The 24,784-nt window shown below is 47.4% G+C and carries 22 protein-coding genes and 5 tRNA genes; 18 read left to right on the top strand and 9 right to left on the bottom strand.

Annotation, left to right across the window (positions count from 1 at the left end; genetic code table 11):
- Positions 1 to 64 precede the first annotated feature (64 nt).
- On the top strand, positions 65 to 1,945 hold the full coding sequence (locus FS628_RS07510; RefSeq protein WP_145320453.1) for an ABC transporter substrate-binding protein: 1,881 nt from the start codon (positions 65 to 67) through the stop codon (positions 1,943 to 1,945).
- A 55-nt stretch (positions 1,946 to 2,000) separates the two neighbouring features.
- Here FS628_RS07510 and FS628_RS07505 read toward each other — a convergent pair whose 3' ends face one another.
- Positions 2,001 to 3,485: a serine hydrolase gene (locus FS628_RS07505; RefSeq protein WP_145320451.1), complete on the bottom strand. Its 1,485-nt coding sequence runs from the start codon at positions 3,483 to 3,485 to the stop codon at positions 2,001 to 2,003.
- 247 nt (positions 3,486 to 3,732) lie between these two features.
- On the opposite strand from FS628_RS07505, the gene FS628_RS07500 reads away from it, so the two are divergent.
- The 6 genes from FS628_RS07500 (at position 3,733) to FS628_RS07475 (ending at position 12,401) form a co-directional block, all read left to right on the top strand.
- Positions 3,733 to 4,932 (top strand): outer membrane lipoprotein-sorting protein, encoded by a 1,200-nt coding sequence (locus FS628_RS07500; protein ID WP_145320449.1) that lies wholly within the window; start codon positions 3,733 to 3,735, stop codon positions 4,930 to 4,932.
- A 461-nt stretch (positions 4,933 to 5,393) separates the two neighbouring features.
- The gene (gene alr, locus FS628_RS07495) at positions 5,394 to 6,581 is read left to right on the top strand and encodes an alanine racemase (protein ID WP_145320447.1); all 1,188 of its coding nucleotides are present in this window, start codon (positions 5,394 to 5,396) and stop codon (positions 6,579 to 6,581) included.
- Positions 6,582 to 6,842: 261 nt separating this feature from the next.
- A complete protein-coding gene (locus tag FS628_RS07490) occupies positions 6,843 to 7,124 on the top strand; it encodes a CopG family ribbon-helix-helix protein (RefSeq protein WP_017690037.1) in 282 nt (93 codons plus the stop codon).
- 3 nt (positions 7,125 to 7,127) lie between these two features.
- Complete coding sequence (locus tag FS628_RS07485; protein ID WP_024630714.1) at positions 7,128 to 7,478, top strand: type II toxin-antitoxin system PemK/MazF family toxin; 351 nt, start codon at positions 7,128 to 7,130, stop codon at positions 7,476 to 7,478.
- A 237-nt stretch (positions 7,479 to 7,715) separates the two neighbouring features.
- The gene (locus tag FS628_RS07480; RefSeq protein WP_145320445.1) at positions 7,716 to 9,905 is read left to right on the top strand and encodes an alpha-galactosidase; all 2,190 of its coding nucleotides are present in this window, start codon (positions 7,716 to 7,718) and stop codon (positions 9,903 to 9,905) included.
- A gap of 273 nt (positions 9,906 to 10,178) precedes the next feature.
- A complete protein-coding gene (locus tag FS628_RS07475) occupies positions 10,179 to 12,401 on the top strand; it encodes a Tex family protein (RefSeq protein WP_260870950.1) in 2,223 nt (740 codons plus the stop codon).
- 120 nt (positions 12,402 to 12,521) lie between these two features.
- Here FS628_RS07475 and cmpA read toward each other — a convergent pair whose 3' ends face one another.
- Complete coding sequence (gene cmpA, locus FS628_RS07470; RefSeq protein WP_105408244.1) at positions 12,522 to 12,665, bottom strand: cortex morphogenetic protein CmpA; 144 nt, start codon at positions 12,663 to 12,665, stop codon at positions 12,522 to 12,524.
- A 184-nt stretch (positions 12,666 to 12,849) separates the two neighbouring features.
- Positions 12,850 to 13,206, bottom strand: coding sequence for a hypothetical protein (locus FS628_RS07465; protein ID WP_017690032.1), 357 nt, complete (start codon positions 13,204 to 13,206; stop codon positions 12,850 to 12,852).
- 119 nt (positions 13,207 to 13,325) lie between these two features.
- On the opposite strand from FS628_RS07465, the gene FS628_RS07460 reads away from it, so the two are divergent.
- The 5 genes from FS628_RS07460 (at position 13,326) to FS628_RS07440 (ending at position 16,487) form a co-directional block, all read left to right on the top strand.
- Entirely contained in the window at positions 13,326 to 13,787 is a 462-nt protein-coding gene (locus tag FS628_RS07460; RefSeq protein WP_017690031.1) for a SprT family protein, read from the top strand.
- A gap of 137 nt (positions 13,788 to 13,924) precedes the next feature.
- Entirely contained in the window at positions 13,925 to 14,632 is a 708-nt protein-coding gene (locus tag FS628_RS07455) for a response regulator transcription factor (RefSeq protein WP_145320444.1), read from the top strand.
- Positions 14,610 to 16,226, top strand: a complete 1,617-nt coding sequence (locus tag FS628_RS07450) for a sensor histidine kinase (RefSeq protein ID WP_145320443.1) — start codon at positions 14,610 to 14,612, stop codon at positions 16,224 to 16,226. Before FS628_RS07455 ends, FS628_RS07450 begins: the two co-directional genes overlap by 23 nt.
- Positions 16,227 to 16,316: 90 nt before the next feature.
- Positions 16,317 to 16,392: transfer RNA gene (locus tag FS628_RS07445), tRNA-Asn, on the top strand.
- 6 nt (positions 16,393 to 16,398) lie between these two features.
- Positions 16,399 to 16,487, top strand: a tRNA-Ser gene (locus tag FS628_RS07440).
- Between the two features lie 221 nt (positions 16,488 to 16,708).
- On the opposite strand, the gene FS628_RS07435 is transcribed toward FS628_RS07440, so the two are convergent.
- Positions 16,709 to 17,407: an ArsR/SmtB family transcription factor gene (locus FS628_RS07435; protein WP_145320441.1), complete on the bottom strand. Its 699-nt coding sequence runs from the start codon at positions 17,405 to 17,407 to the stop codon at positions 16,709 to 16,711.
- A gap of 108 nt (positions 17,408 to 17,515) precedes the next feature.
- On the opposite strand from FS628_RS07435, the gene FS628_RS07430 reads away from it, so the two are divergent.
- Positions 17,516 to 18,175, top strand: coding sequence for a flavin reductase family protein (locus FS628_RS07430; protein ID WP_145320439.1), 660 nt, complete (start codon positions 17,516 to 17,518; stop codon positions 18,173 to 18,175).
- A 319-nt stretch (positions 18,176 to 18,494) separates the two neighbouring features.
- Positions 18,495 to 19,166, top strand: coding sequence for an MgtC/SapB family protein (locus tag FS628_RS07425; RefSeq protein ID WP_145320437.1), 672 nt, complete (start codon positions 18,495 to 18,497; stop codon positions 19,164 to 19,166).
- 65 nt (positions 19,167 to 19,231) lie between these two features.
- Here the strand turns inward: FS628_RS07425 and FS628_RS07420 are convergent, their stop codons facing one another.
- Complete coding sequence (locus tag FS628_RS07420) at positions 19,232 to 20,128, bottom strand: Cof-type HAD-IIB family hydrolase (protein ID WP_145320435.1); 897 nt, start codon at positions 20,126 to 20,128, stop codon at positions 19,232 to 19,234.
- 4 nt (positions 20,129 to 20,132) lie between these two features.
- A complete protein-coding gene (locus FS628_RS07415) occupies positions 20,133 to 20,909 on the bottom strand; it encodes a DeoR/GlpR family DNA-binding transcription regulator (protein ID WP_062833114.1) in 777 nt (258 codons plus the stop codon).
- Between the two features lie 308 nt (positions 20,910 to 21,217).
- On the opposite strand from FS628_RS07415, the gene FS628_RS07410 reads away from it, so the two are divergent.
- The 4 genes from FS628_RS07410 (at position 21,218) to FS628_RS07395 (ending at position 22,168) form a co-directional block, all read left to right on the top strand.
- Positions 21,218 to 21,289 (top strand) — tRNA-Glu (locus FS628_RS07410).
- Positions 21,290 to 21,395: 106 nt separating this feature from the next.
- Positions 21,396 to 21,471, top strand: a tRNA-Lys gene (locus tag FS628_RS07405).
- A gap of 17 nt (positions 21,472 to 21,488) precedes the next feature.
- Positions 21,489 to 21,571: transfer RNA gene (locus tag FS628_RS07400), tRNA-Leu, on the top strand.
- A gap of 171 nt (positions 21,572 to 21,742) precedes the next feature.
- Entirely contained in the window at positions 21,743 to 22,168 is a 426-nt protein-coding gene (locus FS628_RS07395) for a helix-turn-helix domain-containing protein (protein WP_036610863.1), read from the top strand.
- 111 nt (positions 22,169 to 22,279) lie between these two features.
- Here FS628_RS07395 and FS628_RS07390 read toward each other — a convergent pair whose 3' ends face one another.
- From FS628_RS07390 to FS628_RS07380, 3 genes are all read right to left on the bottom strand, one after another.
- Positions 22,280 to 23,176 carry an urease accessory protein UreD gene (locus FS628_RS07390; RefSeq protein WP_222125194.1) on the bottom strand — a complete coding sequence of 299 codons (897 nt, stop codon included), beginning with the start codon at positions 23,174 to 23,176 and terminating at the stop codon, positions 22,280 to 22,282.
- Positions 23,157 to 23,876: an urease accessory protein UreG gene (gene ureG, locus FS628_RS07385; RefSeq protein ID WP_145320431.1), complete on the bottom strand. Its 720-nt coding sequence runs from the start codon at positions 23,874 to 23,876 to the stop codon at positions 23,157 to 23,159. Before ureG ends, FS628_RS07390 begins: the two co-directional genes overlap by 20 nt.
- A 195-nt stretch (positions 23,877 to 24,071) precedes the next feature.
- Complete coding sequence (locus FS628_RS07380; protein WP_186327733.1) at positions 24,072 to 24,764, bottom strand: urease accessory protein UreF; 693 nt, start codon at positions 24,762 to 24,764, stop codon at positions 24,072 to 24,074.
- Positions 24,765 to 24,784 lie beyond the last annotated feature (20 nt).

Here is a 24,784-nt window from a genome sequence, read left to right as displayed (position 1 = left end):
TTCGTATTTTAGCAGATAGACGCAGAAAGATGAAAGATAAAAGATAGAAGAAGGAAGGACATATATGGACGTTTCAGAACATTACATTCAACTGCGGTTGAACTTTCTACATGTACATGAGGAACAAGAAATACATACTACAGTGGGTGAACTTGCCCATCATTTGTGTTGTACCATGCGTAATATGAACCTGATTATGAACAAATTTATGGATAACGGATGGGTAAGGTGGAACCCGCAACGCGGTAGGGGTAAAACATCGTTGCTTGTCTTTTGTGTGCCGCTGCTTGAAGTGGCACGTGAGCGGTTTGAACATCTCCTGAATACGAACAGAATGGAAGACGCATATGAATTGACTTCAATACTGCCATTCACAATGCGAGAACAATTGATGCGGGAGTTACAGAACCAATTCGGGCTGCGTTCGAATGAAGGAGTCAGAGGCAGAGTGGACACCTTGCGAATTCCACAGAATACCCCTTTTAAGACATTGGACCCCACGCAGACGGCCATGTGGGGAGAAGTTTTTATTATTGCGGAGGTTTTTGATCGTTTGGTTCGCTATAATGCTGAACACCAGGTCTGTGAACCGAGTCTTGCTGTGGCATGGGAGAGTCATTTGGAGGGGAGGGAGTGGACTTTTTATCTGCACAAAGGTATACCATTTCATCATGGCAGGGTATTGGATTCAGAGGACGTGAAGTTTACCTTTGATCGCATTCTCTCTGATAATAGTAACCCGTGCAGGCCTCTGTTTGGATCTATTGAGAGGATAGTGACGTTGGACGAATTGACTGTACGTTTTGTGTTAAACAAGCCAAACTTCATGTTCCCGGATCTGATGAGCAGTATGTCTGCATCGATCTTGCCGAGAGATGTGGAGATGAATCCGCTCCATCCGATTGGAACAGGACCTTATCGGTTGACGCGTCATGATTCCAAGCTGCTTGTGTTGGAAGTATTCCCATCCTACTTCCGAGGCCGAGCCTATATTGACCGCGTTGAAGTATGGCAACTTCCCCACTCTGGGAGGGTGGAGTCCGTCATCAAGCATAATTTATTTCCGGATGCGGAGCCTCGTGCCGTGCAGCATGAGATGCAGGGTGGCATGTATATGACGTTTAATATGCAAAAGGAAGGGCCACAGCATGATGTGAATTTTCGCCGGGCTGTTCAACAGTTATTGAATGCAGATGAGTTGTCGGAGGCGCTCGGGAATTCGAATACGCAGGCTGCCTTTAGTTTGATTCGAGGACGAGCACAGAAGCAGCATTTAACGGAGAATTTGGACCAAGGGGAGCTGTGGAAACCGCAATCGGAACATTCCGAAGGTTCTGCTGAACCAGCTCCTTCCGTGGAGTCCTCACTGGCACGGGCCGCAGCATTATTACGACGTAGCTCTTACCAAGGACAGACCTTATCTCTGTGGGTGGAAGAAGGCGAGAAAATGGAGGAAGATATGATCTGGTTTGCAGAGAGGTGTACACAAATCGGCTTACATATAACCATTATCCCGGGAGACCCGGTCCACGCAGTCTATCAAGATGGATTCAGGGGGTGTGATTTAATCTATACAGGAGAAGTGTTCGATCAACATGTCATGCTGAGTCTTGTGACCATGTATACCTTCCAGAATACTCTATTTCTGATTGCAATGAATGATTTTTGGAGACATGAACTGGAACAGGAATGCGGACGAATTGTCATGATCCGTGAACCTGCTGAACGGTTGAATAGATTGATTCAACTGGAAGATCGACTTATTCACGAGGCACTGCTTCTGCCCACATATAGCTTCAGGGAAGAACACGCTCATCATGCTTCTCTTCGTAATTATTGTGTCGCGGGACATAGCCTGCCTGATCTGCGCCAATTGTGGGTGAAGAGAATTCCAGGTGCCGAGGAAGAGGATACGAGTTATCCGGTGTATATTCCGTTGTGGTAGGTAGGATCGGCTACCACAACGGAAATGCATCAGGTGTTCACTAGGTGCAGATCATCTACGAAACTCTGGTGAATTCAATAGGCTTCGTACCCGGCTCAAGGAGCAGAGGAATGGAGATGGATTGAGCAACTTCTGATGATTCATTCACGTTAAACGTAAACATAACCTTCAGGCCGAATAACACAAACTCGACGGAGAAGGTATCTTTTCCGGTGTATTCCATCGGCATTTCAATCGCGTTGAGGGTTACCAGTAATCCCTCGGTTGTGCCCTGAATCAACATCTCACCGTACCCAGGATGGGTGTAGACACCGACATAGGTATGTACTGGACTATCATAAGACTGAACTTGAGACCCTACTGTTCCTTCATCCACAGTGGGTTCAGGTATAGAGGGGGACTCAGAAGGAACTTCCGGCTCTTCGGGGAACTCCTTGCCTATTAAACGAGCAAATCTGGAGCTCCAATCGACTGGTTCCAATTCAAGCAGTTGGTCCATGATATGAAAAGCAACGGTATACGGAATAACACTCCCGTTGGTATTGCTCAGTACTACGATCCCAATCTGTTCATTCGGCAAAAAGGCAACCTGTGATGCGAAGCCATCAATAGCCCCACCATGATGAATCATGGCATGTCCACGATAAGGCTCAATCATCCAGCCCAGACCATATGTACTCACAGGCAGTTCTTGGCTTGTGAACGGCGAATCACTAGGCATTTGAGGACTATGCATAATCTTCATCTGTTCCTTAGATATCAGCGATGTTCCTTCCCATTGTCCCTGATGCAACTGGAACTGAAGCCATGCAATCATATCGACTAGATTACTGTTAATGGAACCAGCTGGTCCTACGGCATCAATGGCTCGAAAAGGGGTTCTGGTATTCTGACCATCTTTCTCTATATAAGGACAGGCATAGTCTGGCTGAAGTTGCATTTTATCGACAGAGAACAGGCTGGAGTTCATACCCAGCGGATTAAATAGGGACTTCTGAACAACCTGTTCCCATGAAGTTTCATTAAGCAGTCCAACCAGATAACCTGCCGTCATGTACATCAGGTTCTGATACTGCCATTTGTTTCGGAAATCCTGATTCGGCTCCAGATACCGTAAAGTACGAACAAGTTCTTCTCTTGTACGTGGGGAGTTGTACCATACCAACTCATGCCTTGGGAGACCGGAACGATGACACAGCATGTCGCGAATAGTTAGACGTTCTGTTGCGACCGGATCGAACATCTGGAATTCTTTCATATACGTCTTCACAGGTGCATCCCAGTCCAGTATCCCCTGATCCACAAGCAGAGCAGCAGTTGCTGCGGTAAAGGCTTTGGTACTTGAACCGATAGCAAACAATGTATTGGGAGTAACTTCAAGCTTGGACTCCAGGTCACGGTAACCGTAGCCTTTTTGCCAGATGACTTCATCCTTATGGATTACAGCTACCGCTGTACCGACACCTTTCCATAGTTGAAGTTGATCGTCGATGAATTCATCCAGTCCTTCCAGTGAAGCGCGAAGCTTAGTTGCCGTCATACCTTCCCCTCCGATATTCAATGAAATGGATAGTTTCCTACAACCACTATGCCTTTTCTGGATAAAGTTAACATCCTCCCCGAGACTGATTTTGCGTAGCAATGCCGTATTAACTGACTTCACTGAAAGCTTGTCAAACTAGTCCGCATATATCGAACAAGTCCCTCATAGACATGTACTAATCAAGTAGGGGTTCTGCTGCAAGCAAAATCCTGAAGTGAAAACATGTGCTAAAGGGGATGATGTCATGCGCCGAATATCATGGATGCTTGCCATGGTATTGGTCTTATCGGTCTTGCTTGCCGCCTGCGGGAAGAAGGATGCGGCAGCTGTGGTCAAAGATCTGAACGAAGTCGTAGGAGAGATGGAAAGTTACCAGGGGGCAGGCGTGATGACGCTGCATACCGGAGATGCGCCGCAGCAGTACAAGGTCGAGGTATGGCATCAGAAGCCTTCCTATTATCGTATTGCGTTAACTAATGCAAAAAAAGATGTAACGCAGATTGTATTGCGTAATGATGAGGGTGTGTTTGTTCTGACGCCGAGTCAGAACAAAAGCTTCCGTTTTCAGAGCAATTGGCCAGACAACCAAGGACAGGTATACCTCTATGAAACATTGATCCGGAGTATTACAGGGGATACAACCCGTCAGTTTGCGGATGAGAAGGAGAGCTATGTTTTTGATGTAGCTGCCAATTATAATACACATGCACTGGTCAGACAGAAAATCTGGCTGAACAAATCGGATTACGCACCTAAACAGGTGGAGGTATCCGACTCCAATGCCAATGTTGTCGTGGATGTGAAGTTTGACTCCTTCAAATTCGGTGCTGAATTTGAAAAGGATGCCTTTGATATGCAACGTAACATGACTGCTGCTACAGAAAAAGGCGGCCAAACAGGAACGGATTCTGGTGTGGCTCCTGCGGAGCAAACAGGTGAGGACGGCAGCAAAGAACCAGCCAATCCTCAGACTGCGCCCGAACCTGACGGAACTGTCAGTGATGGACAGACGGGTGTGAGTGGTGAAACAGAGCAGCAAGGTACAGAGGGTGCTGCAACTGGTCAGGAAGGCGAAGAACCAACGCTTGCAGAGCCGGAAGGTGCAGACAGTTTCGGTGTAATTCAGCCGACGTATGCGCCGGAAGGAGTCCAGCTTAAGGATGATCAGATTTTGGAAGAAGCAGGAGACTATTCCGTCATGCTTCGTTATGAAGGAACATACAATTACACGATATTCGAAGCCAGACCACAGGATCGAGCTGTTTCGCTTGCCCCATCCCGTGTACTGGATCTGGGATTCACACTGGGCATGGTCAGCGGAGATGCACTGCAGACACTGACATGGACGACTGATGGCATAGAATATCGTATCACCAGTGCCGACCTGCCTGATAACGAAATGGTACGCATTGCAACATCCATGCAGGAAGAGTCAGGCAAATGATTTTTGAACAAATGAACGAATAGTAGCATAAACATAAGGAATGCTAAGAAGCATCGGAGACCCGTTCTCCGGTGCTTTGCTTGTTGTAAAGGATGTACATCCTTGGAGCGTGTTTTTCTTATCCAGAACAAGACCGGAACGTCTGTCCAACGTGCGACAAATAGACTGAAGAGGCATGCATCGTATCCAAAGATCAACCAATAATGCAAAACGCGCTTCTATGTAGAGGGAACCGGGTAAATAATCGATATAAGCAGATATTCGCTGGGATGGAGAGTGAAATTTTGCCCTGACAATCTTGCTTATCGGTCTTCTTCTGTGTTCGCATCTATTCCTCAAACGGCGCACCTTGCATGTGTTTTGGAATGCGAAACTTCGGTTCATTTGACAGTCACATGCTGGAGCATTACGATGGAGTCTGACGTGAGCCGGATTAAGATGATTAGAGAAGGTGACTTAACGTGCAAGGACAATATCGGCCGACCCAAGCGGAGATCAATTTGGATCATTTGTGCACTAACGTAGAAGCTTTCCGCGAGGCACTGCCTCAGGGCATGAAATTCCTCGCCTGTGTGAAGGCTAATGCCTATGGACACGGAGCGGTGGAGACGGCCAGAGAACTGGAACGAGTGGGTGTGGATTACTTAAGTGTGGCTTTTCTTGACGAAGCTCTGGAACTGCGACAACATGGGATTACAATTCCAATCCTGGTATTGGGATATACGCCGCCTGAAGGGATTGCTGTTGCATGGAAACATGATGTGACCGTCACGCTGTTCAGTAAGGAAGTGCTTGACGCTATTCGACATCTGGATGCAGGCACATATGCTAACAAGCTGAAGGTTCATATCAAAATCGACAGCGGCATGGGCCGATTAGGTCTATTGCCTGGCGATGAGGCACTGGCTTTCATACAGGAAGTGGCTTCGCTCGAACAGGTGATGCTGGAAGGCATGTTTACCCATTTTGCCAAAGCGGATGAAGAAGACAAAACCTATACACTGGAGCAGTATCGACGGTTTCAAAGCGTAGTTCATGCGCTCAGGGATCAGGGATGTGTCATCCCGATTATACATACGGCGAACAGCGCAGCTGCCATTGATACACCGGAATTATCCTATGATATGGTACGTGTGGGAATTAGCCTGTACGGATTGTATCCTTCGGCTGAGGTGAATCATCAGGTGGTGAAGCTGTCCCCGGTATTGACGTTGAAGACAAAGGCGGTTCTGGTCAAAACACTGCCACCCCATTGGGGGATCAGTTACGGAACCCGTTATGTTACGCAAGGGTATGAACGAATAGCGACCCTGCCGATCGGTTATGCAGACGGATTCTCAAGAATGTTAACAGGTAAAGCGCAAGTGCTTGTGCGCGGCCGCCGCGTTCCTGTCGTCGGTACGATCTGCATGGATCAGTGTATGGTGTCGTTACAATCTTTCGCAGAAGAAGCGGAAGAAATTCAAGTCGGCGAGGAGGTTGTCCTCATCGGTCATCAGTCTGGTGGCGTTATAACCGCAGACGAGGTGGCAACCCAGCTCGGTACGATTGCTTATGAAGTGATCTGCATGATGGCGCACCGCATTCCCCGGGTCTATACCCGTGGGGGAGCAGAAGTCGCCAGAATAAATCCACTTTTGACATCCTGACAGGTGAACTGGACACCATTACCAGTAAACTTTTTTTCAGAACAGAAGGAAAACTGTCGGAGCATCTCGAATTATGTATGATGGTAAGGATTTAAAATCCTGAAATGAGATGTTTGGTCTGTACGAATATTGTTCCCCGTGTTTATAATGGAGTACAGCATACTTGATATACTCGGGGCATATATATTCCTTTGTATAAAAGTTCTGGAAAAACGTAATACTGGTTCACAATGGCGAAAGGTTTGTGGGGGTGGAAGAAAGGTGGCCAACTTGCAGAACACCAAGCGGATCATGATCAGTTTACCTGATTATCTTTTGCAGGAAGTGGATGGCATCGTAGCGCTGGAGAATTCCAACCGCAGCGAATTGATTAGGCAGGCTATGAAGCTGTATTTGACGGAGCGTAAGAAACGTTACATCCGTGAAACGATGCAGCGCGGATACATGGAGATGGCTAAAATTAATCTGACCATGGCATCCGAAGCCTTTCATGCGGAGGAAGATGCGGACAGCACTCTGGACCGCTTAGTTAGCGGGGTGTAGACATTGATCGTAAAACGTGGTGACGTTTTTTTTGCGGATCTTTCTCCCGTTGTCGGTTCCGAGCAAGGTGGAGTCAGGCCGGTTCTGGTTATTCAGAATGATATCGGCAACCGGTTCAGTCCAACTTGTATTGTGGCGGCTATCACCGCCCAGATCCAGAAGGCAAAGCTGCCAACGCATGTGGAAATTGATGCGGCGGCACACGGCTTTGACCGGGACTCGGTTATTTTGCTCGAACAAATACGGACAATTGATAAGCAGAGGCTGACTGACAAGATTACCCATCTGGATGAGGAGACCATGAAATTGGTCAACGAAGCCTTACAGATCAGCCTTGGTTTAATCGATTTTTAAGGCATCAGGTAGCGTCTTGTACATTACTCTGCCATCCGTAGGCAATGGATGTTCCTGTAAGGGAACACACTAATTTCAGACTGTAATCAAAAGAGCGTATGGCATCCTTCGGGCTGTTGTGCGCTCTTTTGATTAAAGCTTGATGAAAGCGTAGAACATTTTCAATCTTTTCGTTATAATGAAACCTGAGAAACCGTTTACCGAAAAGACTTTTATATATAGAGGTGGAGGAGACATATGAGCATTTACATCAATCAGGAGAAACTTCAGTTTCATTTACAGACCCGTGAGGCCAGTTACGTATTTCAGGTACTGCCTTCAGGATATTTGGTGCACTTGTATTATGGCAAAAAATTACGCGACACCGATCTGAGCTGGTTGCATGTACGGACAGAACGAGCATCTTTCAGTCCGAACCCGGTACCAGAGGACCGTACGATTTCATTTGATACATTGGCAGCGGAACTACCCGTGTATGGCACAAGTGATTTCCGTAATCCGGCTATCCAACTGGAACTTGAGAATGGCTCGACGGTTTCGGAGTTTACGTATACAGGCCATCGATTGGCCAAAGGAAAAGCAGCACTTACAGGACTGCCAGCAACGTATGTTGAATCCGATGACGAGGCAGAGACGCTGGTTATTGAGTTGGAAGACAAAGTCGCAGGTATCAAGATCGAACTTTCCTATACAGCCTTTACGGCATTTAATGCGATTACACGCTCCATGCGTATCGTTAATGAGAGCGCTACCTCAGTGAATGTGGTGCGTGCGCTCAGTTCTTCTGTTGATTTCCCGCATGCAGATTATGAATTGTTGCAATTGTCCGGGGCTTGGACACGGGAACGGGATATCGTTCGCAGACCGCTTGCTTCTGGACTACAAGGTATTGAGAGCCGTCGTGGCTCAAGCAGCCACCAGCAGAATCCATTTATTGCCTTGATGACACCGGGAACGGATGAAGATCAGGGTGAAGTCTACGGATTCAGTCTCGTCTATAGCGGTAGCTTCGCCGCACAGGCGGAAGTGGATCAGTTCCACACTACCCGTGTGTCACTCGGGATCAACCCGTTCGAGTTCAGCTGGAAGCTGGAGCCACAGGAAGCATTCCAGACACCTGAGACCGTTATGGTGTACTCGGATGCAGGGCTGGATGGCATGTCTCAGTCCTATCATGAACTGTACCGGGAACGTCTTGCGCGTGGTCAGTTCCGTAATGCGGAACGTCCTGTTCTGGTCAACAACTGGGAAGCTACCTATTTTGGTTTCAACGCAGACAAGATCGAACAGATCGCTCGCGCCGGACAGAAGCTGGGTATTGAGCTGTTTGTCCTGGATGATGGCTGGTTTGGACACCGGGACAGCGACAACTCCTCGCTGGGTGACTGGATTGTAGATAAGAATAAATTGCCACAGGGCCTCGATGACCTGGCAAATCGTGTGACAAGTCTGGACATGCAGTTCGGATTGTGGTTCGAGCCTGAGATGATCTCACCAGACAGTGAGCTGTACCGTGCACACCCAGACTGGTGTCTGCATGTGCCTGATCGCCGCCGCACAGAAGGTCGTCAACAACTGGTACTGGACTTCTCACGTCAAGATGTACGTGATGAGATTGTACGGATGTTAATAGATGTACTTGGCTCTGCCCCAATCACTTATGTGAAATGGGACATGAACCGGAATATGACGGAAGTGGGTTCTGCATTGCTTCCGGCAGACAGACAGCGTGAGACTGCGCATCGTTACATGCTGGGGCTGTATGACGTTATGGAACGAATCACTTCGGCGTTCCCGAACATTCTGTTCGAGAGCTGTTCAGGTGGTGGTGGCCGCTTCGATCCAGGTATGCTGTATTACATGCCACAGACGTGGACAAGTGATAACACGGATGCCATATCCCGCCTGCGGATTCAATACGGTACGAGTCTTGTGTACCCGGTAAGTTCGATGGGATCGCATATCTCAGCGGTACCGAATCATCAGGTCAACCGGATAACTTCACTTGAGATTCGGGGACATGTTGCGATGTCTGGCAACTTCGGGTATGAGCTGGATCTGACGAAATTCACTGAGGAAGAGAACGAGATCGTGAAAGCACAGGTAGAGCTGTACAAGGAGATCCGGGGAACGGTTCAGTATGGAACATTCCGCCGTTTGCTCAGTCCATTTGAAGGTAATGAGACAGCATGGATGTTTATTGCACCAGACGGAAGCGAAGCCGTTGTATTCTACTTCCGCGTGCTCTCTGAACCGAATGCACCACTGCAGCGTCTGAAGCTGAAAGGATTGGACCCTAATGCGGATTACCGTCTGAAAGGCGGCTCGGAGACCTTTACCGGCGATGCCCTCATGTATGGCGGTATTTCGGTAGGCAGTGCATCAGGAGACTATCTGAGCGAGATGTTCCGGTTTGAGCGCGTCTAGATTGCAATAACATATAAAGTTCTAAACGGAAAGACCGAGGAGCGTCGTGTTGACGTTTTTCGGTCTTTTTATGGCGGAATGGGGAAGGCTGGAGAATGACATCATTCTGTCAGAACTTGTATGCTATCGGATTGATGGAAAACTGGACGTGATTTTGTGATAATATAAGGTAGAGTGGATGAATCTGATGATTCAACCATACTGTAATTACAGCAGCAGAGCTGCCCTGAAATGATTGTAACGAACGATTCAGGAAGGAAAGAGGGATTTATTTTGTCTGAACAGGAAACGGTTCTGGAACCCAATGAAGAAACAATAAAGGCAGAACGCCATGAACGAATCATCAAACAGGTAGCCAAGGAACTGTCACTGTCCTTGAAGCAGGTCCGCACCACGTCGGAGCTTCTGGACGAAGGCAATACGATTCCATTTATCGCGCGCTACCGTAAAGAAATGACTGGAGAGCTGGATGAGAACCAGCTGCGATCGATTGAAGAACGCATTGTGTATCTGCGCAACCTCGAGGATCGCAAATTGGAAGTCATCCGTATTATAGAGGAACAGGGCAAGCTGACCGGAGAACTGCAGAAATCCATTACCCAGGCTGTGAAGCTGCAGGAAGTGGAAGACCTGTATCGACCTTACCGTCAGAAGCGGAAAACGCGTGCCAGCGTAGCCAAGGAAAAAGGTCTTGAACCCCTTGCTGTATGGATCTGGGGTCAACCGAAACAAGGAGATGCGCTCCAGGAAGCTGCGCGTTATATCAATGCTGAACTGGGCGTAGAAGATGCGGAGTCGGCGCTTCAGGGAGCCAAAGATATCCTCGCGGAGAACATTGCAGACGATGCTGCCATTCGTGCATGGATTCGTCGGTACACCTTGGATCACGGCATGCTGACTTCTGAGGCGAAGGATGCTCAAGAGGAGTCCGTATACGAGAATTATTATGATTACCGCGAATTAGCCAAGAAAATGCCTCCACATCGTATTCTCGCGATTAATCGTGGTGAACGGGAGAATATTCTGAAAGTCGGTCTCGAAGTACAGGCAGAGCCAGCCCATCGCCACATGGAAGGACAAATCATTCGTGGTGCTTCTGCCGTACAGGACGTCCTGCGTGCTGTAATTGAAGATGCCTACAAGCGGCTTATTGCGCCTTCCATCGAGCGTGAAGTTCGTGGAGAACTTACGGAAAAAGGTGAGAATCAGGCTATATCGGTATTCTCGGCTAACCTGCGTAATCTGTTGCTTCAGCCGCCGATTCATGGCAAACGTGTGCTGGGTGTCGATCCGGCCTATCGTACTGGTTGTAAATTGGCTGTAGTGGATGATACAGGCAAGCTACTGGAAGTGGCTGTCACCTATCCGACGCCACCGCACAACAAGAAACGTGAAGCAGCCGAAGTATTCCACCGGATGATCAAGCAATATGATATTGGTCTGATCGTTATCGGTAACGGTACCGGATCACGTGAAACGGAGCAGTTTGTAGCCGAGATCATTCAGGAGAACGGTGACGAAAGTCTCGTGTATCTAATCGTTAACGAAGCTGGAGCGAGTGTCTATTCTGCATCCAAGCTTGCCCAGGACGAATTCCCGGATCTCGATGTAGCTGAACGCAGTGCGGCTTCGATTGCTCGCCGGGTGCAAGATCCGCTGGCTGAGTTGGTTAAGATTGATCCGAAAGCCATTGGCGTGGGTCAATATCAACATGACGTTTCCCAGAAGATTCTGGAAGAAAGCCTGAAGGCTGTCGTGGAATCTGCAGTTAACCATGTGGGTGTGGACGTGAATACAGCTTCGCCTTCATTGCTGTCCTATGTTGCTGGAGTTAACGCTACGATTGCCAAAAACATTGTGAAGTACCGTGAAGAAAATGGTCGGTTCACGAACCGCCGCCAGTTGCAGAAGGTACCACGTCTAGGCGCCAAAACGTATGAGCAGTGTGTAGGCTTTATGCGTATCGGTGAGGGTGAGAACCCGCTGGACCGTACACCGATTCACCCTGAGTCCTACAAGGTCGTGGATCAGTTGTTCAAGGAGCTTCAGGTTGCACTGGACAAGCTGGGTACCAAGGAACTGTCGGTATTGCTGTCTGAGCAACAGCCAGAGCAGCTGGCTGTGAAACTGGACGTGGGTGTGCCTACATTGCGTGATATTTTGGACAGCTTGCAGCGTCCGGGCCGTGACCCGCGTGAAGAGATGCCATTGCCAATCTTCCGTACGGATGTATTGAAAATTGAGGATCTGGTGGAAGGCATGGAACTGCAGGGTACCGTTCGGAACGTTATTGATTTCGGTGCATTTGTCGATATTGGAATCAAGAGTGATGGGCTTGTCCATATTTCACAATTGAGCAACGGATATGTTAAACATCCGATGGACGTGGTGTCTGTTGGGGATAACGTAACGGTGTGGGTCATGAATGTAGATACCAAAAAAGGCCGTGTCGGCCTTACGATGAAGAAGCCTGCTTCTGCGCAACAGTCTTCTTAGTAATAGGATTGGAGAACAGCCTTCCTGAGTAGGAAGGCTGTTTGTTGTCGACAATAATGGTCCCGTTATCGGTTCTAATTCCTCTGGTAAGTACGGTGGGCTATGATCATGGGCTTTTTCTTAAAGTTCGTTCTCCGCGCTGCGCGGTGTGCCGCTTGCTGGTTTGTTACGATAAAAGAACCAGCATTCGTTCAGCAGCTTGATTTGCCGGCTGTCCTTTTTGTGAAATGCACGCATCAGTTGATTGCAAAGCCATTGAGGCAAGGGTATCTCCTCCTCTTGCATAATTCATCTGTACGTTAGCATATGTGGCAATAGCCTGGACTGTGCGGGATAAGTGAAGGACCCCGGCAAATCAATGTCTCGTTGACTCAAAAAAAAGCACAAATCCCAATTCAGGGAAATGTGCTTTTCGTTCTCATCATTATAAAATGATACCAGCGGTGAATTAGAGAGCTTCCATCTCTTCTTCATACCATTGTTCCAATTGGGCCTGAAGAGCCCGGATTTCGGTAAGCAGAGAAATCAAAGGATAATGGCTTTCACGTAGTGCTGCAAAAGATTCTTCAAGCGCATTGATATAATCAAGGCCGCCGATGATAGTAAGATTTTCGTTTAGGAGATCGAGGCTGTCACATTCGGCGATCGCCCAAGGCAGGACAGGGACATCTGCTGCAGTGAGTTTATCAATTTCCTTGTGCAGGCGCAGGTTGAGCGCACTGAGTTGATAGGCGTAATCTGCGGGCATTTCCACGAACTGCAATTGTTGTTCCTGCTGCAGGATGACATAGCGCATTGTAGGCATAACGAGTAATAATCTCCCCTCATACATTCTACTTGACAGTGTAGCCTACGAAACGGTTAAAATTCAAGTATTATACCGGAAAAACAAATGCTCCGAGGGGGTGCAAGGAGAGGATACCGATGGAAAATGAGGAATTGCAACAATGGATTGAACAGGTATCACTGGATCATTTCGGAGTGCCGTTCACCCATGAAGCGTTGTTTAACAGTCGACTGACCACGACGGGTGGGCGTTATATGCTCAAAAGTCACCGGATTGAGATCAATCCGCATCAGCTCGAAGCCTACGGGCGAGATGAGGTTGAGAAAATCATCAAGCATGAGCTGTGTCACTATCATCTGCATATTCGTGGGCGCGGCTATCAGCATCGTGACCCGGAATTCAAAGCTTTATTGCAGAAGGTAGGTGGTTCGCGTTACTGCCAATCGCTTCCTGACGGCAAAGGCAGAAAGCCGCTGCCATATCGTTATAAGCTGGTGTGCAAGAGCTGTGGTACGGAATATTTGCGCAAGCGGAAAATAGATCCGAAGCGTTACCGTTGTGGCCGTTGCGCGGGAAAACTGGGCCTTCACGACATATAGTAATTTTGTTTTGGAGTATAGAGCGGATGGATCTTAAGAAATTTGTAAATCTTTTGTTGGATTTCCTGTCATTTATCTGATGTAAACTGTTCATCAGTCCACATAATCCAGTTTAAATGAAAAGGAGGAGTGACCCTTTGAAGGCCCACAGTGTATTGGTTGTTGATGATGATCCCGATATCAGCAATGCGATCGAAATTTTTTTGCGTAGTGAAGGAATCGGGGTCTACAAGGCGTCGAATGGGGAAGAGGCATTGCAAAAGCTCCAGGCTCATTCTGTTCAGCTCATTATTATGGATATTATGATGCCTGGATTGGATGGACTGCAGACGACACTGGAAATTCGTGAAACCTGTAATGTTCCGATTATTATGTTATCTGCCAGAACAGAGGATTATGATAAAATCGTAGGTTTGAACATCGGAGCGGATGATTACATAGCCAAGCCATTCAACCCATTGGAACTTATGGCAAGGGTAAAGTCCCAGTTACGACGTTTCACCGGCCTCGGTGCGCAGATACATCAAAGTTCCAAAGACGCAGAACACGAGATTGAGGTTCGTGGCTTAGTATATAACAAACAGAAGAAAACAATGACCTTGGAAGGAGAAGATGTTAGGCTGACGCCAACCGAATTTCACATACTTAGGCTTTTTATGGAGAATAAGGGCCGGATCTTTGCTATTGATGAAATCTATGAACGTGTATGGAAAGAGCCTGCCTTTCAACCGGAAAATACAGTCGCTGTTCACATCCGCAGAATCCGTGAGAAGATTGAATTCAATCCCAGAGAACCCAAATATATAAAGGTGGTGTGGGGTATTGGTTACAAACTGGAAGAATAATATGCTGGCTTACGGAGTTCGGATAGCGGCGATGATTTGTTTTACACTGGTGTTTATGAAGCTTGCTTCATTGAGGTATGAGATGCGATTCATTTATAAAGATTGGAATGTATCTGGTGTTATACCTTTGATCCTGCTCATAGTCATTGGTACGGCGTTACTTGTGACTGCAAATCGTATTCCTTTGCCTGAGAATAGCAAATATCGGAAGGTGACAATCTGGTGGAGTGAAAAACTTTCCTTGGATGCACATTTTATTACCTTATGTATAGGGTCCTTTCTACTGTTAAAAGTACTAAACGGGGTGACTTCAGATTATGGGATAACTCCTTACTTTTTCACTCGTCGATGGATAAATGATATTTTTGTTTATTTTATAGGCATGTTCATCGCTGGTCTCGGAGTGTGGTTTGTTGGTGTGCATGTAAGGGGGGCTGTCCGGTATATCGGGAATATGTCCAGCCATAGGCCAATACGAAACGAGACATGGGTATGGAAATGGTACAGTTTGGTGAAAAAGATTTTGGAGCAAGGTGAGCCGACTGACAAAAAAAGAATTCAGCGTTTAATCTTATTATGTATGGTGCAATGTCTTATGCAATTAGCGGTTATTTCTCTCGCGTCCATTAAGTCTTCAATGGTCACTCCATTTGTGTTTTTGACAGTTCTGATTAGTGTTTTCTTGGTATATAGTATGTTTCAACTGATTCATGTGGCGCAGCAACTTACGCAAGCGGCTAAGGAAATGGGAGAAGGCCGGTTCAATGTGCAGTTCCCAGAGCATGTAACAGGCATAATGCAACCATTGGTGACACAGATGAGCGGAATGAGACAAGGGCTCCAGAATGCAATTAAAGAACAGGTTACGAGCCAGCGTATGAAATCCGAGTTGATCGCTAACGTTTCTCATGATCTGAAAACACCTGTAACCTCTTTGGTTAGTTATATCGATCTGCTTAAGCGCGATGAGGGCACAAAGGAGGAGAAGGCTGGATACATTCAAGTTCTGGAGCGGAAAACGCAGCGTCTGTGTTTGTTGGTGGAGGACTTATTTGAAGCAGCGAAAATGGCGAGCGGAGATGTGGAACTTCATTTAAAACAGATAGACATGGGGGAGTTACTTCGACAGGCTGTAGCAGAATATAGTGATTCGTTCGAGCAGGCAAAGTTACAGATAAGGATTCGAGAGGAGACTGAGCCTGTATACGCAATGGTGGACGGCAGCCGGATGTGGCGTGTTATGGAGAATATGTTGGGAAACGTTTTGAAATATGGTCTGCCCCAATCCAGGGTCTATATTGAACTGATCGAACAAGGAAATCAACTGGAGTTTACGATCAAAAATGTATCCGCATACGAGATGGAGTTCTCATCGGATGAGATTTTTGAACGTTTTAAGCGTGGGGACCGTTCCCGTTCAACGGAGGGTTCAGGTCTAGGCTTGTCCATCGCCAGAAGCATTGTTGAATTGCATGAAGGTTCTATGGGAATACAAGTGGACGGAGACGTATTCAAAGTAAGTGTTTGCCTTCCACGAGCAGACAGGGACATGATCCAAAATACTACCCAACTGGCGATGACCTCTTCCTTCTGAGAGGAAGAAAGCAATACAATTAGGAAATCTTGACAGGTCTGTTGACTTGGATTATTAATCATGATAAATTAATCTTATTCAAGTTAATTTTCCCTGATAGCTCAGTTGGTAGAGCACTCGACTGTTAATCGAGTTGTCACAGGTTCGAGCCCTGTTCGGGGAGCCATTTCTTGGAGAGATACCCAAGTGGCTATAAGGGGACCCTCTGCTAAGGGGTTAGACTGCGTAAGCGGTGCGAGGGTTCGAATCCCTCTCTCTCCGTTCTGAATTAAACTTCCCTGCAAAGGGATGAGAACCCTAAAGGTTCGTCGGAGCATAAGCTTCGTTAGCAATACTTCGCAGTCTCGAACGAAGTGAGAGAACCCCTCTTTCTCCGTCCAGATTGACAAAAAATCCTCTTCACATTAGATCGATTAACGGTCAGTGTGAAGGGGATTTTTTGCGTTTACTGATCTTTGGTTATTCCTTGTATACGCTTCTGTTTAAAGTGAAATGCTCAACACCTCGTATAAACCTTTCTTGCCTGCTTCCGTTACTTCGACAGAGCGACTTCCTGTTTTTTGACGAATCCAGTCCAGTTCCGCTAATCGATGTCTGAGTTGTTCCCCAAGCATACCTGAGAGATGATGACGGCGTTCGCTCCAATCCAGACATTTGCGAGCGATGGCCCGGCGTGATCCTGGCTTCATCTGAAGATTAATTCCAAACGTAGTGAACCACTGCATTCCTTTCTCTGTAACTTGATAATCCTTGCTGTGTGCCTCTTCGGGCTCTGCAAGATAACCCTTCTGTACTAAGGCTTCACAGAGTGAGATTCCCAATTTCCCGGCCAGATGACCATAACAGGTCCGTGCATAGCTCAATTGTTGAAGCTGATCGGATTGTTTGAGAGAGCGGATCTGTACCGGCGGTGCGATACTGGCCATCGTTTCAATCAGATAAGCAATTTCTTTGCTTGCAAGACGGTAGTATCGGTGACGGCCCTGCTGTTCAACTTCAAGTAATCCTCCCTCGACGAGTTTGGCGAGATGGCTGCTTGCCGTCTGGGGAGTGACACCTGCCATATGAGCAAGCTCTCCTGCGGGCAATGCCCGCCCATCCAGCAAAGATGACAGAAAAATAGAGCGGCTTGGATCAGCGATTAACGACGCAATAACAGTAATATTCGGATATACATTCATACTTCGATGATATATGAACTATTGCTGTATTACAATTCTGTTGTATCGACCCATAGGGGTCAGATTGAGATAATAAAACCAATGGAATTGGAACAGGAGAGGTACTGGATGAACAAAATAACGAAACAGGATTTTGCTACAGAGCAATTGTCCCAAAGTCCAGAATGGATTCAACATGAAACGATTAATCCCAGTATTTTATATTATGGTACGCCTGTATTGCTGCTAAGCACATTAAACAAGGATGGGTCAACGAACCTGTCTCCACTGTCCTCATCTTGGGCGCTGGGAGACTGTCTGGTTCTCGGTCTAGGTACACAGGGCAAAGCCTATGAAAATCTGATTCGACATCCGGAGTGTGTGATTAATTTGCCGGATGTATCTATGTGGAAACAGGTTGAAGCATTGGGTCGTTATACGGGAGTTACCCCGGTTCCTGAGGAGAAAAGGCAGATGGGCTATACGTTTTGCCATGATAAATTCACTGTAGCTGGACTGACATCTGAATGCTCGGTTCAAGTGGTTCCAGATAAAATAGCTGAATGTCCGCTCCAGATTGAAGCGTCTGTACAACACATACGTGTTCCCGAACATACACCGTTCATGGCGATTGTGGAAGTGAAAGCGTTGAAGGTGCACGCGCACACACGCCTGATATCTGGTCCGAACAAGATTAATCCGGAGGAATGGCATCCTCTGATATATAATTTCAGACATTATTACGGATTGGGAGAGAGACAAGGGGGCAATTTTCGGGCAGAGAATTGACCTGAGTGGAAGCTTTTTAGTGTATAAGATGAATTAATCATTTACACGATAACGGAGAGGACAGAAAAAACCTGAAAAAGCGAAGCGTTCGCCTAAAAGCTTTCTTAAAGAAAGCTACATCGGAAGCATACGCTATCACCGGATTTTCCCTTGAGAAAGGGAATCGAAAAAATCTGGGGATAACAGCGATTGGAAGGTTGTTCTGTCATCGTAGTGCCAGTGTAAATAATCTTTAGTTCAACTTATTAGTGAGAGAAAGATTGGGTAATAGTAAAGAAAGACACATGTAAGCATATACATAACGAAAGAGGTGATGTGCATGGAAGTGGAATACTTGATGCGTGTACTCATAGCTGGAATATGTGGTGTGCTGATTGGATATGAGCGCAAAAACCGAATGAAAGAGGCGGGAATTCGTACTCATTTTGTGGTCGCTGTCGGTGCTGCCCTGATGATGATTGTGTCCAAGTACGGATTCCAGGACCAAGCTGGCTGGGACAATCTGTCTCTTGATCCATCGAGGATCGCAGCACAGGTGGTAAGCGGTGTAGGTTTCATTGGAGCAGGCATGATCTTCACGCAGCGTCACACGGTCAGAGGATTGACCACAGCGGCTGGTATATGGGCTACCGCAGGCATGGGACTTGCGGTGGGTTCAGGTCTGTATTGGACAGGTGCAGGCGTGACACTGCTTATTGTAGTGGCACAGATGCTACTGCATAGACCCACACGCTGGCTGGTATCGGCACGAACAGAGACGTTAACCATTCACCTGCAAAAGGAAGGGGAAGCCCTGCAGACTGTTTTGGCACTTCTGGGACAGGAGAAGATCTCGGTCATCGGGTTTAAAACAGAACAGCAAACAAGCACAGACTCCGTGGAAGAGACTGTGCTTGAGTTCACGTTGCAGCTGCCGGGTTCATACCGGGGCGAGCAACTGATTATTTTGTTACAGGACGTGCCTCACGTTCGATCTGCTGAGTTAAAATGAAGCGAAGCTGCATGGATTGATAGAGAGCCATGCGGGTACAGCGGTTGATTGTGGTACAGAGTCAGTTATTGACCTTCTCCGACAATCGTTTCCGGACGAGAGACTGGTTTGCCTTCAAGCAGGCACTCAATGGCATGTGCGACACCGTGCTCGACATTCGTCAGCGTTATGGCTTTGGCTAATGCTTGAATTTCGGGTTCGCCATTCCCCATGGCGATGCCGAGTCCAGCCATTTTTAACATGGAGACATCGTTGAAGTTATCGCCGATCGCTACTGTATCTTCCATGGAGATGTTCAGGTGAGCCGCCAGTTTGGTGAGGGCATTACCTTTGGATACGTCCGGGTGCTGCATTTCGAAGTTATGCTCAAAGGATACAACCATTGCGACATCGGATCGGGAAGCGAAGTATTCTCGTCCTGTCTTTACTTTGTCCGGATTCATGGAGAAGGCCATAATATTATAGATGTAGGCTTCTGCCGGAATCTCGAGGTGGCTGTTAACGCGGTGGTAGTCTTTTTTGTCATAGTGTTTCTTGATGGAGCGAATCATGCGTGCAATGTCCTCACCAGGGTTCGAACCAAGAACACGTTCCATCTCGGCGAGCAAGGTCTCATGACTGCTACGCGGGGCATAAATGCCTTGTTGCGTTGAAGCCTCATAATAGACATCATGATCTTCCAGCCACTGCATGACGGAAGCTGCTGTGTCACGCTCGAGCGGAAGATGGAATAAACGTTCACCGTCTGCGTCATGAATTGTCGCTCCATTGGAGCCGATAATTGGGGTTTTGATTCCGCCTTCGCGGCTGATGGTCACAACATCGGAATAGACGCGGCCTGTAGCGATTGTAACCTTCATACCTGATTGCTGTGCTTTTTGAATGGCTGCTGCGTTCTCCGGGCTAATCTGGCTGTCTCTGTTCAATAATGTTCCATCTAAATCTGTGGCAAATAATTTCATATACTTACAACTCCTTATCATCTGTAGGTTCGGGAATGAGAATCTCAACTTGCTGTTCGGCTAGAAAAACAAGCCATTCTTTAGTTGGCCATTGATCCGTAATCAATACATCCACCAATGACCAGTCGGCAAAACGATAACCATAACGTCTATCAAACTTGGATTGATCTGCAAGAACAACAACTTTCTTGGCAGCCTTCATCATTTGGTGTTTAATTTTCCCTTCCTCTTCGGAAGCACTGAAGCCATCCATGGTGATACCGCCAATTCCGATAAAGGCTTTATCTACATAATAGTGGGAGAGGGTCTCGATAACAGAAGTACCGTAGACATAACGTTGTTCCTTATCGACTTTGCCGCCGAGTAAACGAATCTGGACAGCCGTGTGATTGGAGAGAAGATCAGCGGAATGAATTGAATTGGTAATGACAGTACAGGATTTGCCGTTCAAGTTCTCGGCACACGCCTGCACGGTCGTGGAAGAATCCAGAATAATGATCTCGCCTTGTCTTACAATGGCCGCAGCGAGCTTGCCGATAGCCCTCTTTTCCTCAGAAACATCGAGTAGACGGTCTTTGTAGGATCTGAATTCTTGCGGAGGAGGGGGGAGAATGGCACCGCCACGTGTTCGAATGATGGCATCCTGTTCCTCAAGCTTGATCAGATCCCTGCGAGCAGTATCCCGTGATACATCAAACAAGGTGACAATATCATCAGCTGAGATGCGATTGTGTTTGCGTAGATGTTCAACAATGAGCTGCATTCGTTCTTCTTGAAACAAATATGTCACCTCCGGGTGTATGGATGACCGTACTTATACTGATACTTTAATTATAAGTATTCTTAATGTACTTTGCAATATTATAAGTGAATGTAAGTTTTTATAAGTGTTTTGATGAATGGTTTACATTTTTCCTGTACGGGAATGACATTAGCATGAATGGGGAGAGGGCAAATAACGTGTCTCTGAAGAGTGATATACAATGGACAAAAAAGACTTGAAAATTAGATTTTAAAAAAAGTGTTGCAAGTTCAAATTCTCCTGTGGTATACTCATTCTTGTCGCCAAGAAAGACAACTTGTTATTAAGGCCCGTTGGTCAAGGGGTTAAGACACCTCCCTTTCACGGAGGTAACAGGGGTTCGAATCCCCTACGGGTCATATCTTCACCACCTCATGAGGTCTATATTCCTGATGAGAAATCCTCAAAGTCATTGCTCTTAGAGACTAGAATGAAGCATGGCACATCCGGTGAAGTTTACAGCAAGAGCCATTAGCTCAGTTGGTAGAGCACCTGACTTTTAATCAGGGTGTCGAAGGTTCGAGCCCTTCATGGCTCACCATTTTTACAATTGAATATGCGGTCGTGGTGGAATGGCAGACACGCTATCTTGAGGGGGTAGTGGGTGTATACCCGTGGAGGTTCGAGTCCTCTCGACCGCATCACAGTAACAACGTTATAAGATAGACTCTCATGGTTACTCATGGGAGTCTATCTTTGTGTTATGCGATATAGTGGTGACATGCCAGGCATTTAAAGGCTGAGCATTCAGGAATAATGTGGTATAATTCAAGCAGATGAGTTGATTATTACGGTTGGAAGGCGGTTCTTGTATGCAGTCGATCTATGAGCGAATTGAACACCTGATTGCCGAACGAGGAATGACCAAGAAGGCTTTCTGCCAACAGCTGAAGATTAGCACAGGCAATCTGGGTGATTGGAAACGTGGCAAGTCTATTCCGAGTACGAATAAATTAATTGAGATTGCTTCGTTTTTTGATGTGAGCCTCGACTGGCTCATGATTGGACGTCCATCGAAGGAAGCGATGGTTCGGGAAAAACGGGAGGATTATTTTTTTGACGTTTTGCGGCAATTGAATTGCCAGGAAAGTGAATTATCGACTGTGGAACAGTCTTTTATCAGCGAATATATTGAGTTCACCCGTTACCGAAAATCCAAGGAAAGTAAGGATGCAGGCGACTATCGCTATAAACCTGAGAACAAATCAGAGAACGATTCTGAGGAAAACGAAGCGTAAGTGATATGAGCAGCATCCATAGACTGAATGTACAAAAACCTCTGGACTAATCCGAACACACTCGGAGACAGTTCAGAGGTTTTTTGTATTAACCATGCATGCTTCATGCCCTTATTTACGAAAGACAAGAGTTTCTTTGCCCAGCAGATGTGGGCGGAGTGTGTTCCAGATCTGAAGACATTGCTCCTGAAGCTCCCAAGCTGCCATGCCAAGGAGTCGAACGCCGATGCCTCCGGTTGCCAGCAAACTCGCACCTGCGAGCATTCGTCCATCTGGTGGCAGAGCGGATCTGACCTGTTCCAACTCCGTAGTGCCCAGTCTTGGCGCGATCATCCATAACGCAGCGGTATGGGTATAGTGAAGGAGAGACGCCGAGTGTTTGGGATCATCGGTATCCGGTTCGAGTCCGAATCGATCCCAGACAGCCAGTTGCTCTCCTTGCCATATCTCCGTCAAGCTACGGTAACGCTCGAATTGGAAAGCTTCTCCCCGATGAATCCGTCCGGCAGACCAGATATCTGCATAAGCCAGAATAGCCTGCTCTTCCAGCTCAAAGGTTACAGCGAGTGAAGAAGAACTTCCCTTGAAGGGAATAACGCATTCAGGGAAATATTCCAGTGTGGCTCCTTTGCCCAACCGAAAATGATGATTGACGGAAGAAGGGAGCGATGGTGTGGGATGAAGCCTGGTAGCTGACGTACTGCTCAGCATCACATGGGTTCCTTCGCCTAATTCCCACTCGGAATGATAATGATCCCCGTTAAGAACGCCAGGAGAGACGTCTGACGTGTACACACATAATTCAGTTCCGCCTCCGGGAGGTCGAAAGGATCGGCTAAACCGGAGAGGCGCACTGTAATAACGATCGGTCATGACAGTCCGCTCACCTTGAAAGGCAAAGGTGGCCCGAAGCTCGCTGCGGCGTGTGACGGGCTCACCTGCACTTTCGTTCCGATTCATCTCTGTTCCCTTGGGTACGGAAGATGAATTAATGCGAGTGAGTGCCATGCTCATGGCTGTGTGAATGCAGATGTGCAGCGGAAGCATCGTCATCCATATATTGATGTTCAAGCCAGTGGATAATCTCTGACACACCTTCACCGCTCATTAGGTTAGACATGACATAAGGACGGCCTTCGCGTACCCGCTCTGTATCATTTTTCATGACTTCCAGGCTTGCTCCGACATACGGGGCAAGGTCAGTTTTGTTGATTAGCAACAGATCTGAGCGTGTGATGCCGGGACCGCCTTTGCGGGGGAGTTTCTCTCCTTGAGCAACGTCGATAATGTAGATGAACACATCAGCGAGTTCCGGACTGAATGCGGCAGAGAGATTGTCGCCGCCGCTCTCGATAAAGATCAGTTGCAGATCCGGGAAACGTTCAATTAACTCGTCAACTGCTTCGAAATTCATGGAGGCATCCTCGCGAATAGCGGTGTGCGGGCATCCGCCTGTCTCTACGCCGATAATACGCTCTGGTGCCAATGCATTCTGACGCAGCAAGATTTCGGCATCTTCCTTGGTGTATATGTCATTGGTGATGACAGCAAGACTATAACGTGTACGCAGTGCCTTGGATAGCTTCTCCACAAGGGCTGTTTTACCTGAACCTACCGGTCCGCCAATTCCAATTCGCATCGGACGACTCCGATCAAATGCCTTGCGTTCCCACTCCGGATGATGCGTATGATTAGCTCCTCCACACATAACAATTCCTCCTTGGTTAGGACGTGTCTCAAAACTCGCTGAAGTGCACCTTTTACCGCCTTTTCGCCCCCTGCTGCGTCACTTTCCCTTGACGTGCCCCGGCACGCCTGCGGAAAACTTCCTTGCTTGGAACGAAAATTCGGCAAAATCTGCTTCCTTCGGAGTTTTCAGACACGCCCTATATAAAAGTTGTAGTTAAGACATAAACAGCCGCGCGGGTAAGCTCTCGTGCCGCATGGCGTAGATTTCCTGGGCAATTCCGAAGCTGTGCATATCTTCCGGGTCATTTTCCCGAATGAGAGCCCATTCCGCTTCAATATCATCAAGCAGTTTCTGAACCAACATCTGCGCTTCGGTTTGTCCGATGGGCAGCAGGCGAAGTGCACTGTTTACATAAGCGTTAACTGAAGTATACAGATGCCCGGTGACGGCTTCATCCAATCCAATCTCCAATTGATAGTTGATATAACCGTGAATGGTAGTAATACCACAATACGCGCCGTATTCCCGGATGGCCTCATCAATCAGGGAAAAGTCCATCCATGGATAAAGTGAGCGGGCGAGCTTAAGCAGTCGCTTTCCCATTTTGTGGCCGCTTTCCCTGAGTTCCCGAGGGGAACGCTGGGCGTGGACGCGCTTGTCATATAGAGCAAGTAGAGCGGCATCTTGCTGTTTTATCGCCTGATAGACTCCTTTGATGGCAAGGCCATCTAGTCGAACAAGACTGGAATGAAGCTGGCTGCGAATAAACTGTTCAAGCTGCGCGGTATTTCGCACGGTGCCATCATGCGTATAAGCCTCCAGACCGAAGGAATGGGAGAACCCGCCGATGGGCAGCGCTGAATCCAGCAGTTGAACGTAACGAAGTAGCTTCGTGCCACTATTCATCATGCGTTGCCCCCTTATCA

Source organism: Paenibacillus xylanexedens (genome assembly GCF_007676705.1).
GTDB classification, from domain to species: Bacteria; Bacillota; Bacilli; order Paenibacillales; family Paenibacillaceae; genus Paenibacillus; species Paenibacillus xylanexedens_C.
Note: the sequence above shows the minus strand (reverse complement) of the source record. Positions and strands in the feature narration are given on the sequence as shown.

Coding starts and splice junctions, on each gene's coding strand:
- FS628_RS07510 (WP_145320453.1), top strand. CDS start 65: ATGGACGTTTCAGAACATTACATTCAACTGCGGTTGAACTTTCTACAT.
- FS628_RS07505 (WP_145320451.1), bottom strand. CDS start 3,485: ATGACGGCAACTAAGCTTCGCGCTTCACTGGAAGGACTGGATGAATTC.
- FS628_RS07500 (WP_145320449.1), top strand. CDS start 3,733: ATGCGCCGAATATCATGGATGCTTGCCATGGTATTGGTCTTATCGGTC.
- FS628_RS07480 (WP_145320445.1), top strand. CDS start 7,716: ATGAGCATTTACATCAATCAGGAGAAACTTCAGTTTCATTTACAGACC.
- FS628_RS07465 (WP_017690032.1), bottom strand. CDS start 13,206: ATGCCTACAATGCGCTATGTCATCCTGCAGCAGGAACAACAATTGCAG.
- FS628_RS07460 (WP_017690031.1), top strand. CDS start 13,326: ATGGAAAATGAGGAATTGCAACAATGGATTGAACAGGTATCACTGGAT.
- FS628_RS07435 (WP_145320441.1), bottom strand. CDS start 17,407: ATGAATGTATATCCGAATATTACTGTTATTGCGTCGTTAATCGCTGAT.
- FS628_RS07430 (WP_145320439.1), top strand. CDS start 17,516: ATGAACAAAATAACGAAACAGGATTTTGCTACAGAGCAATTGTCCCAA.
- FS628_RS07425 (WP_145320437.1), top strand. CDS start 18,495: ATGGAAGTGGAATACTTGATGCGTGTACTCATAGCTGGAATATGTGGT.
- FS628_RS07420 (WP_145320435.1), bottom strand. CDS start 20,128: ATGAAATTATTTGCCACAGATTTAGATGGAACATTATTGAACAGAGAC.
- FS628_RS07395 (WP_036610863.1), top strand. CDS start 21,743: ATGCAGTCGATCTATGAGCGAATTGAACACCTGATTGCCGAACGAGGA.
- FS628_RS07390 (WP_222125194.1), bottom strand. CDS start 23,176: ATGGCACTCACTCGCATTAATTCATCTTCCGTACCCAAGGGAACAGAG.
- ureG (WP_145320431.1), bottom strand. CDS start 23,876: ATGTGTGGAGGAGCTAATCATACGCATCATCCGGAGTGGGAACGCAAG.
- FS628_RS07380 (WP_186327733.1), bottom strand. CDS start 24,764: ATGAATAGTGGCACGAAGCTACTTCGTTACGTTCAACTGCTGGATTCA.